The 12035-nt window shown below is 58.2% G+C and carries 11 protein-coding genes and 1 other annotated feature; of the genes, 4 read left to right on the top strand and 7 right to left on the bottom strand.

Features of this window, described 5'->3' with window-relative positions; all coding sequences use genetic code 11:
• Window positions 1–50: 50 nt before the first annotated feature.
• Complete coding sequence (dacD, locus tag DR88_RS04735; protein WP_004153104.1) at window positions 51–1214, bottom strand: serine-type D-Ala-D-Ala carboxypeptidase DacD; 1164 nt, start codon at window positions 1212–1214, stop codon at window positions 51–53.
• 180 nt (window positions 1215–1394) lie between these two features.
• On the opposite strand from dacD, the gene sbcB reads away from it, so the two are divergent.
• On the top strand, window positions 1395–2819 hold the full coding sequence (gene sbcB, locus DR88_RS04740) for an exodeoxyribonuclease I (protein ID WP_004148991.1): 1425 nt from the start codon (window positions 1395–1397) through the stop codon (window positions 2817–2819).
• 124 nt (window positions 2820–2943) lie between these two features.
• On the opposite strand, the gene DR88_RS30010 is transcribed toward sbcB, so the two are convergent.
• Window positions 2944–4307 (bottom strand): IS3-like element ISKpn1 family transposase gene (locus tag DR88_RS30010; RefSeq protein ID WP_085955203.1). Its coding sequence is split into 2 segments (ribosomal slippage): window positions 2944–3839 and window positions 3839–4307, totalling 1365 coding nucleotides; the frame shifts between segments, so codons are not numbered across the junction.
• A gap of 183 nt (window positions 4308–4490) precedes the next feature.
• Window positions 4491–6593 (bottom strand): elongation factor G, encoded by a 2103-nt coding sequence (gene fusA, locus DR88_RS04755; protein ID WP_032443985.1) that lies wholly within the window; start codon window positions 6591–6593, stop codon window positions 4491–4493.
• A 239-nt stretch (window positions 6594–6832) separates the two neighbouring features.
• Between fusA and DR88_RS04760 the strand changes: the two genes are divergently transcribed.
• Window positions 6833–7144: an ArsR/SmtB family transcription factor gene (locus tag DR88_RS04760; RefSeq protein ID WP_002912109.1), complete on the top strand. Its 312-nt coding sequence runs from the start codon at window positions 6833–6835 to the stop codon at window positions 7142–7144.
• A gap of 182 nt (window positions 7145–7326) precedes the next feature.
• Here the strand turns inward: DR88_RS04760 and plaP are convergent, their stop codons facing one another.
• From plaP to DR88_RS04775, 4 genes are all read right to left on the bottom strand, one after another.
• Complete coding sequence (plaP, locus tag DR88_RS04765; RefSeq protein ID WP_004148994.1) at window positions 7327–8685, bottom strand: putrescine/proton symporter PlaP; 1359 nt, start codon at window positions 8683–8685, stop codon at window positions 7327–7329.
• Window positions 8675–8737: a membrane protein YoeI gene (gene yoeI / locus DR88_RS31785; protein WP_096335043.1), complete on the bottom strand. Its 63-nt coding sequence runs from the start codon at window positions 8735–8737 to the stop codon at window positions 8675–8677. The genes plaP and yoeI overlap by 11 nt, the downstream gene beginning before the upstream one ends.
• 237 nt (window positions 8738–8974) lie before the next feature.
• Window positions 8975–9865 (bottom strand): LysR family transcriptional regulator, encoded by an 891-nt coding sequence (locus DR88_RS04770; protein WP_032443984.1) that lies wholly within the window; start codon window positions 9863–9865, stop codon window positions 8975–8977.
• Between the two features lie 38 nt (window positions 9866–9903).
• Entirely contained in the window at window positions 9904–10728 is an 825-nt protein-coding gene (locus tag DR88_RS04775) for an SDR family oxidoreductase (RefSeq protein ID WP_004152513.1), read from the bottom strand.
• A gap of 176 nt (window positions 10729–10904) precedes the next feature.
• Here DR88_RS04775 and hisL point away from each other — a divergent pair, with 176 nt between their 5' ends.
• Both hisL and hisG read left to right on the top strand, forming a co-directional pair.
• A complete protein-coding gene (gene hisL / locus DR88_RS30000; protein ID WP_004899375.1) occupies window positions 10905–10955 on the top strand; it encodes a his operon leader peptide in 51 nt (16 codons plus the stop codon).
• Window positions 10931–11053: a sequence feature (His leader region), on the top strand. Its footprint overlaps the gene before it by 25 nt.
• Window positions 11054–11100: 47 nt before the next feature.
• On the top strand, window positions 11101–12000 hold the full coding sequence (gene hisG, locus DR88_RS04780) for an ATP phosphoribosyltransferase (RefSeq protein WP_004148998.1): 900 nt from the start codon (window positions 11101–11103) through the stop codon (window positions 11998–12000).
• Window positions 12001–12035 lie beyond the last annotated feature (35 nt).

The following is a 12035-nucleotide window of genomic DNA, read 5'->3' as shown; positions in this document are numbered from 1 at the left end:
CACGAGCGACAGACGAAAAAAAACCGCCTGCAAAGAGGCGGTTGGCGTGGTTACAGCTCGTGATGCAGGTAATCGCTCATTCGCGAGAACACTCCGCCTTTATTGATGCTTTCGAGGGTGACCAGCGGATAGTGCCCCACCACCTTGTCGCCGTCATACAGTGAAATCTCGCCAACCCGCTGATTGGCGGCGATCGGCGCCTCAAGATCCTTCTTATCCAGCACATATTTCGCTTTAATGCGCGACACTTCCGCCTTCGGCAGGGCTAACCAGAAATCCTGATCGGTGCCGAGCTTAATCTGCTCTTTATCGCCGTACCAGATACGCTCGGTGCCGACCTTCTGCCCCTTCTGCAGCACCTGCACGGTGTCGAAGTTCTGCTGCCCCCAGTGCAGCAGTTTAGCGGCCTGCTGCTCGCGGCCTTTCGGACTGTCCGCCCCCATCACCACGGCGATCAGCCGGCGCTGGCCATCCACCGCCGAGGCGATCAGGTTGAACCCGGCGCCCGAGGTGTGGCCGGTTTTCAGGCCATCGACGTTCATGGTTTTATCCCACAGCAGACCGTTACGGTTTTGCTGGGTGATCCCGTTCCACGTCAGGCTTTTCTGGCTGTACATGTGGTAGACGTCTGGTTCGCCATGAATAATCGCCCGCGAGAGCACCGCGAGGTCATAGGCCGAACTGTGCTGGCCCGGAGCGTCGAGGCCGTGGACGGTTTCGAAATGGGTGTCCCGCAGGTGCAGTTTTTCGACATACTGATTCATCAGGGCGACAAACTGCGGCTGGCCGCCGGCGACATAGTCGGCCAGCGCGACGCAGGCGTCGTTACCGGAGTCGACAATCAGCCCGCGGCTGAGGTCGCGAACGCTGACGCGATCCCCTGGCTTTAAGAACATCAGCGATGACCCGTCGAACACCGGGTTGCCCTTCGCCCAGGCGTCTTTACCCACGGTGACGATATCGTCAAAGGTGATACGATGGCTGTCGATGGCGCGATCGACCACGTAGCCGGTCATCAGTTTGGTCAGACTGGCAGGATTACGCTGCTGATGTTCGTTACCCGCGGTCAGGACCTGACCGGTGGTGTAATCCATCAGCACCCAGGAGCCAGCCTGAATGGAAGGCGGCGCGACCGTAGCAGGTAAGTCGACGGCAAATGCGCAGGAAACGCTCGAAGCGAGCAAAGATACAGCAATAAACAAACGGCCTTTCAACGGCATATCCTCTAGATTTACAGATCCGCCGTCCTTTTTACGGAACTTCGCGTTTCATATCAGGGTTTAATTGCAAGAAAATATGACACAGCAGAGGAAGTTGCTTGCCGCGACCCTTCTGATGACCGGGCAAATCGTTTACCATACCGGTCGCACGCCACCACGGATAATGAACAGACTATGCAAGATAGCGTCAACCAGCCCGGATTTTTATTCCACGATTATGAAACCTTCGGCACCAGCCCTTCCCTCGACCGGCCGGCGCAGTTCGCCGCCATCCGCACCGACGCGGAGCTGAATGTGCTCGGCGAGCCCGAAGTGTTTTACTGCAAACCCGCTGACGATTACCTGCCGCAGCCGCAGGCGGTGATGATCACCGGGATCACGCCGCAGGAAGCGCTGGCCAAAGGGGATAATGAGGCCACATTTGCCCGCCGCATCCACGCTCTGTTCACGGTGCCGCAAACCTGTATCGTCGGCTATAACAACGTGCGCTTTGATGACGAAGTGACGCGGAATATCTTCTATCGCAACTTCTATGACCCTTATGCCTGGAGCTGGCAGCACGATAACTCGCGCTGGGATCTGCTCGACGTGATGCGCGCCTGCTATGCCCTGCGCCCGGAAGGGATCGCCTGGCCGGAGAATGACGAAGGGTTGCCGAGCTTCCGGCTTGAACATCTGACCGTCGCCAACGGTATTGAACACCAGAACGCCCATGACGCGATGGCCGACGTATACGCCACCATCGCCATGGCGAAGCTGGTGAAAACCCGGCAGCCGCGGCTGTTTGATTATCTCTACAGCCACCGCAATAAGCGCAAGCTGGCGACGCTTATCGACGTGCCGCAGATGAAGCCCCTGGTGCATGTCTCCGGCATGTTTGGCGCCGCGCGCGGCAACACCAGCCTGGTGGCGCCCCTGGCCTGGCATCCGGAAAACCGCAATGCGGTGATTATGGTCGATCTGGCGGGCGATATGGCGCCGCTGCTGGAACTGGATGCCGATGCCCTGCGCGAGCGGCTTTACACCCCGCGCGCCGAGCTTGGCGATCTGCCGGCGGCGCCGATTAAGCTGGTGCATCTTAATAAATGTCCGGTACTGGCCCAGGCCAATACCCTGCGCCCGCAGGATGCTGACCGGCTGGGGATCTCTATTCAGCGCTGTCTGGAGAACGCCCAGCTGCTGCGGGCGAATCCGCAGGTGCGCGAGAAGGTAGTGGCGGTCTATGCCGAAGCCGAACCCTTCGTGCCGTCCGAAAACGTCGACGCCCAGCTGTACAATGGGTTCTTTAGCGATGCCGACCGCTCGGCGATGAAAATCGTGCTGGAAACCGAACCGCGCAATCTGCCGGCGCTGGATATCACCTTCGCCGACCAGCGTATCGAACGCCTGCTGTTTAACTACCGGGCGCGCAACTTCCCCGGCACGCTCGATGAACATGAGCAGCAGCGCTGGTTAGAGCACCGTCGTCAGGTGTTTACGCCGGCTTTTTTGCAGGCCTATGCCGATGAGCTGCAGATGCTGTATCAGCAGTATGCGGATGATAAAGAGAAGCTGGCGCAGCTGAAGGCGCTGTGGCAGTACGCACAGGATATTGTCTGATTGGCTGAAATTCCCGGGTTGCGGCTAACTCCTTACCCGGACTACAAACGATGACCGGGGAGGACGCCTGACCGTAGGCCCGCGCAAGCGCATGGACTGACCCCATAAAGTTGGATGGTTCATATTAAGCGGCTCTCAGAGCCTGGGTTCGGTACTCTACCGGACTCAGGCCTTTTAATTTCAGGCTTATCCGCTCGTTGTTGTAGTAATGGATATAGTCCTCTACGGCTTTTCTTAGCGCACTGACACTCCTGAACTCCCTCAGATAAAAACACTCCGATTTCAGGGTCCCGAAGAAGTTTTCCATCACTGCATTATCCAGGCAGTTTCCTTTACGCGACATACTCTGCGTCATCCCATGCGCCTTTAAACGTTCCTGATAGCTCCTCATCCTGTAATGCCAGCCCTGATCCGAGTGCAGCAGCGGAGCATCTCCCGGTCTGAGCTTCGGGAACGCACCGTCCAGCATCGTATTCACCATCTCCATCACCGGCCTTTCCGACAGGCTGTAGGCGATAACCTCCCGGTTAAACAGATCGAGAACTGACGACAGGTAAAGCTTTTTTCCCTGTACCGGGAACTCTGTCACATCTGTTACCCATTTTTCGTTGGCTTTTGACGCACCGAAGTTCCGGCTCAGGATATTGGGCGCGGCCTCGCCCGTTCTCCCTTTCCAGGCACGATATTTTTTCGCCCTTATCACAGACCGGAGTGACAGTTCTGCCATCAGCCGCTGCACTGTTTTATGGTTTATCCGCAGCCCCTGTTTTCTCAGTGCGAGCGTGATCCTGCGGTAGCCATAACGACCTTTGTGATAGTGGTATATCTTCCTGATGTTCTCTTTAAGACCCGCATACCTGTCCCCTTGCTTCAGTGCATTCATATTGTAATACCACGTGCTACGGGACATACCGGCCGCCCGCAGAAGGTCCCGCAGAGCGTGTTCATGCCTTAGTTCACTGATTATCAGGGCTTTTTGCCATTTTTTTCGCTCTGAACCAAGGCTTTCAACTTTTTTAGATAGGCATTCTCTGCCCGCAGATAACGCAGTTCGGCCCTGAGTTCTTCGGGGGAGAGTTTTTCCAGCTCTTTATCTGTCAGTGGTGGGATATTTTTTGGCTTTGTCATTTGTCCGGGCCGTCCGCATTGCATGTTTAAAAGACCTTCCGCTCCGGCATCGTTGTACACGTCGAGCCAGCGCCGGACAAGTATTTCTGCGGAGAGATTAAACCGGGCAGCCGCTTCACGCATCGTCAGGCGGTCACTGATAACCGCCCGGACGACCACGAGTTTAAATTCATCGGAATAATGATTATTTTTTGCAGTCAGGCCTTCTGCACCGTGGAACTGCCATGCCCTGACCCAGCGACGGACAGATGTTCTTTCAATACCAAAAAGGTCGGCTGTACTCTGTTCTCCGTCTTTACCGGACAAATAATGATTAACCACAGCCAGTTTTGTTTCAGGGGAATACTTTGGTTTAGCCATAAAATTGCACCTTACTCAGTTGGGTGTCCAACTTTTGGGGTGCAGTCCAGCAGCGCCGCCGGGCATTGCGTCCCCAGTTCGTGCTTACCTTTTTGCCCGGTGGCGGCTTCGCCTTACCGGGCCTGGGCGCTGGTACCAGAGTAGCCCGGGTAAGACGCCTCGCGTCGCACCCGGGAACGTTGCTTAGCTTTTCGCGCGGCTGGCGATGATTTCATCCGCCACATTACGCGGCGCTTCCGCGTAATGGTGGAACTCCATACTGTAGGTTGCCCGTCCCTGCGACATCGAGCGCAGCGTGGTGGAATAACCAAACATCTCCGCCAGCGGCACGTCGGCGCGGATGATCTGGCTGCCGAAGCGCTCTTCCATCCCCTGCACCATCCCGCGACGGGAAGAGAGATCGCCCATAATATTCCCGGCGTACTCTTCCGGCGTCTCCACCTCGACGTGCATCACCGGCTCAAGGATCACCGGATCCGCTTTGCGCGCGCCTTCCCGGAAACCAAAGATCGCCGCCATGCGGAACGCCATCTCCGAGGAGTCCACGTCGTGGTACGACCCAAAGGTCAGGGTCGCTTTCACGTCAACCACCGGATAACCCGCCAGCACGCCGGTGCCCATCGCTTCGCGCAGCCCTTTCTCCACGGAAGGGATGTACTCGCGCGGCACCACGCCGCCTTTGGTGGCGTCCTCGAAGACGAAACCGCTGCCCGGCTCCAGCGGCTCCAGGGTCAGCACAACGTGCCCGTACTGCCCTTTGCCGCCGGACTGGCGCACAAATTTGCCTTCCACGTCCATCACTTTCTTGCGCAGGGTTTCACGGTAGGTGACCTGCGGACGACCAATGTTGGCCTCGACGCCAAACTCGCGCTTCATCCGGTCGACAATGATCTCCAGATGCAGCTCGCCCATGCCGGAGATAATCGTCTGGCCGGACTCTTCATCGGTATGCAGACGGAACGACGGATCTTCCGCCGCCAGCCGCTGCAGCGCGATGCCCATTTTCTCCTGGTCCGCTTTGGTCTTCGGCTCGATGGCCAGCGAAATCACCGGCTCCGGAAACTCCATCCGTTCGAGGGTAATGATCGCATCCGGATCACACAGCGTATCACCGGTGGTCACATCCTTCAGCCCAACGCAGGCCGCGATATCTCCGGCGTGCAGTTCGTCAACTTCATGGCGGTCGTTGGCCTGCATCAGCACGATACGCCCGATGCGCTCTTTCTTACCCTTCACCGGGTTCCACACCGCATCGCCTTTCTTCAGCGTCCCGGAGTAGACGCGGATAAAGGTCAGCTGGCCGACGTAGGGGTCGGTCATCAGTTTGAACGCCAGCGCCGACAGCGGCTCATCGTCGCTCGGATGGCGTTCCGCCGGCTGACCTTTCTCATCAATGCCCTGTATCGCCGGAATATCCAGCGGCGACGGCATCAGCTCCACCACCGCGTCGAGCATGCGCTGCACGCCTTTGTTTTTAAAGGCGCTCCCGCAGAGCACCGCCTGGATTTCGCCCTTCACCGTGCGCTGGCGCAGACCGGCGACGATCTCCGCCTCGTCCAGCTCACCGGTTTCCAGGTATTTATCCATCAGCTCATCGCTGGCTTCCGCCGCCGCCGAGACCATTTTCTCCCGCCACTGCTGCGCCGTCGCCAGCAGATCGTCAGGGACTGGCCCATAGCTAAAGGTCATGCCCTGGGTGGCGTCATCCCACAGGATGGCGCGCATTTTCACCAGGTCGACGACGCCGGTGAAATGCTCTTCAGCGCCAATGGGGATGACAATCGGCACCGGGTTAGCCTTCAGGCGGTCGATCATCATCTGCACCACGCGGAAGAAGTCCGCCCCCGGGCGGTCCATCTTGTTGACGAAGGCCAGCCGCGGAACGTGGTATTTATTCGCCTGGCGCCAGACGGTCTCCGACTGGGGCTGCACCCCGCCGACGGAGTCATACACCATCACCGCGCCGTCGAGCACGCGCATGGAACGCTCCACCTCAATGGTGAAATCCACGTGCCCAGGGGTGTCGATGATATTGATCCGGTGCGGCTCGAAGCTGCGGTCCATCCCCGGCCAGAAGCAGCTTACCGCCGCCGAGGTAATGGTGATCCCGCGCTCTTGCTCCTGGGCCATCCAGTCGGTGGTTGCCGCGCCATCGTGTACTTCACCCAGCTTATGGCTCATCCCGGTATAAAACAGGATGCGCTCGGTGGTGGTGGTTTTACCGGCATCGATATGCGCGGAGATACCGATGTTGCGATAACGTTCGAGAGGGATGGGTCGGGGCATGATGCGTCCTTAGTCGTTTTGACGGTCAGTCTGCGGTCGGAATGATCCGCAGTTCATTTAACTGCGTCTATCATAGTACAACTGTACGAGTATATTCGAACTATTTTTGCTATCATTACGATTGGGCAGGTTGCGGCGGCGCGCGTGGTATCAGAACCGGAGTTTGGGTATAGTAGCCGCCAGCCGCCGATATGGGCTGCGGCTACCATGCGCCGCGCCACCGCCGACACAGGATTATTATGATCGCCAATCACCCCGAACGAGAACAAATTCGCCTGGAAAATGTCCTTTCCGCGCTCGGAAACCCGCTGCGACTGGAGATCATTCGTACGCTGGCCGACGGCAGCGAGCTGAGCTGCAACGCCCTGCGCCAGGAGGAGGTGGCCAAGTCCACCATGACCCACCACTGGCGCGTCCTGCGCGACAGCGGTGTGATCTGGCAACGGCCTCAGGGACGGGAGAACATGATTTCGCTGCGCCGGGAAGATCTGGACGCCCGTTTTCCCGGCCTGCTGGATACGCTGCTGAAAGTTATGGTGCAGGCAGGATAAGCTCTTCTGCCGGGTGGCGGCTGCGCCTGACCTGGCCTACGGCGGCCTCCCGTCAGCTTATGTCCCCCAGGCCCGGCAAGCGCCGCCCTGCAAAAAAATCAGGCCTCGATGTCGAACCGGCGCAGACGAAAAAAAAGCCAGAGGTTTCCCTCCGGCTTTTCTTATTTACATCACGCTATTCCTTAGGCCACATCTTCGTACTGCGGCACCGGGTTGCGGAAGCTTTTGGTCACGCAGGCCAGGTAGACCAGACCGATACCGGCCCAGATCAGGCCCAGAATCATCGAGCTCTCTTCCAGGTTGACCCACAGCGCGCCAACGGTCAGGGCGCCGCACATCGGCAGGAACAGATACTGGAAGTGGTCTTTCAGCGTCTTGTTGCGTTTCTCACGGATCCAGAACTGGGAAATCACCGACAGGTTAACGAAGGTAAACGCCACCAGCGCACCAAAGTTAATCAGCGCCGTCGCCATCACCAGGTCGAAGTTAATCGCCAGCAGCGCAATCGCGCCGACCAGGATGATGTTCATCGCCGGAGTGCGCCAGGTCGGGTGCACGTAGCCGAAGAAGCTTTTCGGGAACACGCCGTCGCGGCCCATAACGTACATCAGACGCGCCACGCCAGCGTGCGCCGCCATACCGGACGCCAGTACGGTGATGGTGGAGAAGATCAGCGCGCCAACCTGGAAGGCTTTACCTGCCACGTAGAGCATAATTTCCGGCTGTGACGCATCCGGATCTTTAAAGCGCGAGATATCCGGGAAGTACAGCTGCAGGAAGTAGGTGGCAAAGATGAAGATCAGGCCGCCGATCAGCGCGGTCAGGAAGATCGCGCGCGGAATGACGCGCTCTGCATCTTTGGTCTCTTCAGACAGGTTGCTGATGCCGTCGAAACCGGTAAACGAGAAGCACAGGATCGTCGCCCCGGTAATCATCGGGATCACGTGCGCGTCACCGGACCAGAACGGACGGCTGCTGGCCAGCGTACCGGCGCCCTCGCCTTCAAACACGCCATAAATCACCATGCCGAGGATAACGGCAATCAGCACCACCTGCAGCACCACGATCACGGTGTTGAAGTTGGCCACGGATTTAATGCTGCGCAGGTTAAAGGCGGTCATAAAGGCGACCAGCGCGATAACAAACACCCACGACGGAATCGAAGGCACCAGCGCTTCAAAATAGATTTTCGCCAGCAGAATGTTGATCATCGGCGCGAACAGGTAGTCGAGCAGCGAGGACCAACCCACCATAAAGCCAACGGTCGGGCTGATGGATTTCTGCGCATAGGTATACGCCGAGCCGGCAGAAGGGTAACGACGTACCAGCTTGCCATAGCTCAGGGCAGTAAACAGGATAGCGATTAACGCAAAGGCGTAGGCCGTCGGCACGTGACCGTCGGTCATACCAGAGACGATACCAAACGTATCGAACAGCGTCATCGGCTGCATATAGGCCAGGCCCATCATTACAACCGGAACTAACGTAAGCGTTTTACGTAATTCCACGCGAGAGGTATTTGGAGTAGCGTTATGCGACATAGTTATCCCCTTTTACGGTGAACGCCAGCGCGTAAGCAAAAAATTGCCCCATTTCTTTCTATTCCTCAGCGACAACGACTGTCGGTTTTTAGTAAATATCTATCCGGTACGAAGCCCGGCCTCTTGGTATTGAATGATGTGTCTTTCGACCAAAAAAATAACCGACACTTTAAAAAAAAGCGTCGGCTAGTCTCTGGTTTTCAGGCCGCATATTTTGCAACAAATTCAACGGCGTTGACAAGATGTTATGAAGTTCATTGCGTAAGCATAATTTTTAACGTGCTAATATCTATACGGTTTCCGTATGATAAATTGTAAAAATAGCACTATTTGCTAATAGCGTTTCCCGCCACCATTTGCCAGCCAAACCGCAGGTGGCGTCATTCCAGGCGATCCACGCGCGTTGACGAGGCGAAAGCCCGCGCACGGTCATGCAGACCAGCTCGCCGCTGTCCAGCAGACCCTGCACCTGATAGCGCGGCAGGCACCCCCAGCCCAGCCCCAGGCGCAGCAGCGCCAGCTGCCCCGCGGCGTCACACACCGTCAGGGTCTCCTGATCGCTGAGTAGCGCCCCGCCCTCGCCGGTGGCCACCGCCCGGTAACGGCGCAGGGTTCGCCAGCTCAACGGTGCGCGGTGTCGCGCCAGCGGATACTGTGGAGCAACGACCAGCAGCAGCTCCAGCTCGCCGAGGGGGAGATAGTCATAACCGCTCAGCGGCGGCGGTTCGCCGAGCGCCCCCAGCAGCAGATCGGCCTGCCCGTCAGTCAGCGGCCGCCAGTCCAGCAGGGAGGGGTTCAGCGTGAAGTGCAGCCGGGTCAGCGGCTGTTGTTGATAAAATGCAGCGATTGGCGGCGAGAGCAGCGCCACGGGAAAGGTGCTGTCCACCGCCAGACGAAGGCTATTCTCCCACCCCTGCTGCAGCTTAACCGCCCGGATCTCCAGTTCGCGGGCGATATGCAGCACCTCCCGCCCTTTCTCCAGCAGCATCTGTCCGCTGGGGGTAAAGCGCGCGCGATGGCCGCTGCGGTCGAGCAGCTGAATATTGAGATCGCTTTCCAGGCGGTGAATGGTGTAGCTCAGCGCCGAGGGCGTTTTAAAGAGCTTTGCCGACGCGGCGGCAAAGCTCCCCTCTTTTTCCAGGGCATCCAGGATCACGAGGACATCCAGCAGTGGTTTCATCGCTACCCCCTTACGGTATGCGAATCACCGCTGGCGGATCACTCCATCGGCATCACCAGCGGATCGGGGTACTGGTACTCAAACCCCAGCTCATTGCAGATACGATTGCCATCTACAATCTTGCCCTGGCCGCCGTCCGGGCTGTCGCTGAACACCGGCGGCGGCAGACCGAGCTCGCGGGCCATCTGCGGATAAAAGAGGCCGCGCGCCGGATGGCGGGGCGCACATAGATTATAGATGTGCCCGCCCTTCGGGGCCTGCAGCAGCAGTTCGATAGCGGCCACCACATCCTGCAAATGCACCAGATTGACCACGTGCTGGCCATCCGGCGCCGACTTGCCGGCGAAAAAACGTCCCGGATGGCGGGAAGGCCCCACCAGCCCGGCCAGGCGCAGAATATCTACCGACGTCCCCGGCAGGTTGTGCAGCCAGTCCTCCAGCTCCTTGAGCACCTGTCCGCTGGCGGTTTGCGGCAGACGCGGGGAATTCTCCTTCACCGTACCGTTGACGTTGCCATACACCGAGGTGGAGCTGGTGAAGACGATCCGCGGAATATGGTACGCCAGCGCGGTATCGACGATCTCCTGCACCGCCTGTAGATAAAACCCTTCCCCTGCCCCGGTACGCCGGGCCGGCAGGGTGATCACCAGCGCATCGACGTTCATCAGCGCGTCGAGGTCCTCGGTATCACAGACCAGCTGCGGCTCCAGGCGCAGCGGATAGCTGTCGATCCCGCACATCCGCGCCGCCTCCACGCCATCCTGCGTAGTTTTACTGCCGGTGACCTGCCAGCCTCGCGCCGTCAACGACAGCGCCAGCGGCATCCCCAGCCATCCCAAACCGACTATCGCGACCTTTTTCATCCCAGGCTCCTGACTCTTTCGCTGTGCTGATTACAGGCTACGCCAGCCAGCGGCAACTGACAATTTCTTCGCTCAATATGAAATGAATTAATGATAGAAAAAAGCCCTTGCTTTCTGCGGCGGAAGTGGTTTAGGTTAAAGGACATCAAATGCATAGTCATTCACAGAGAATTTTTATGAACCGCGTTCAATTTAAACACCACCATCATCACCATCATCCTGACTAGTCTTTCAGGCGATGTGTGCTGGAAGACGTTTGGATCTTCCAGTGGTGCATGAACGCGCAGAGAGCCCCCGGAAGATTCACTTCCGGGGGCTTTTTTTTGGACCAAATTCGGACAGATTCAGACAGGTATTCAGAGGAAAAGAACAATGTTAGACAACACCCGTTTACGCATAGCTATTCAGAAATCAGGCCGTTTAAGCGAAGATTCACGCGAATTACTCAGCCGCTGCGGCATTAAAGTCAATTTGCACACCCAGCGTCTGATTGCGCTGGCGGAAAATATGCCAATCGATATTCTGCGCGTGCGTGATGACGATATCCCGGGCCTGGTGATGGACGGTGTTGTCGACCTCGGCATTATCGGCGAAAACGTGCTGGAAGAAGAGCTGCTCAGCCGCCGCGCCCAGGGCGAAGACCCGCGCTACTTCACCCTGCGCCGTCTCGACTTCGGCGGCTGCCGCCTGTCGCTGGCGACTCCGGTGGATGAAGCCTGGAACGGCCCGGCGGCGCTGGACGGCAAACGTATCGCCACCTCTTACCCGCACCTGCTGAAGCGCTACCTCGATCAAAAAGGTATCTCCTTTAAATCCTGTCTGCTGAACGGCTCCGTGGAAGTGGCGCCGCGCGCCGGCCTCGCCGACGCTATCTGCGACCTCGTCTCCACCGGCGCCACCCTGGAAGCTAACGGCCTGCGCGAAGTGGAAGTGATCTACCGCTCCAAAGCCTGTCTGATCCAGCGCGACGGCGAAATGGCCGACGTCAAACAGCAGCTGATTGACCGCCTGCTGACCCGTATTCAGGGCGTGATTCAGGCCCGCGAGTCGAAATACATCATGATGCACGCCCCGACCGAACGCCTGGAAGAAGTGGTTGCCCTGCTGCCGGGCGCCGAGCGGCCGACTATTCTGCCGCTGGCAGGCGACAAGCAGCGCGTGGCGATGCACATGGTCAGCAGCGAAACCCTGTTCTGGGAGACCATGGAAAAACTGAAGGCGCTGGGCGCCAGCTCCATTCTGGTGCTGCCGATTGAGAAAATGATGGAGTAATCGGCCAGCCGGTCACAGGACACACAGGGGAATAC

The sequence above is a fragment of the Klebsiella pneumoniae genome, from assembly GCF_000742135.1.
Taxonomy (GTDB): domain Bacteria; phylum Pseudomonadota; class Gammaproteobacteria; order Enterobacterales; family Enterobacteriaceae; genus Klebsiella; species Klebsiella pneumoniae.
Note: the sequence above shows the minus strand (reverse complement) of the source record. Positions and strands in the feature narration are given on the sequence as shown.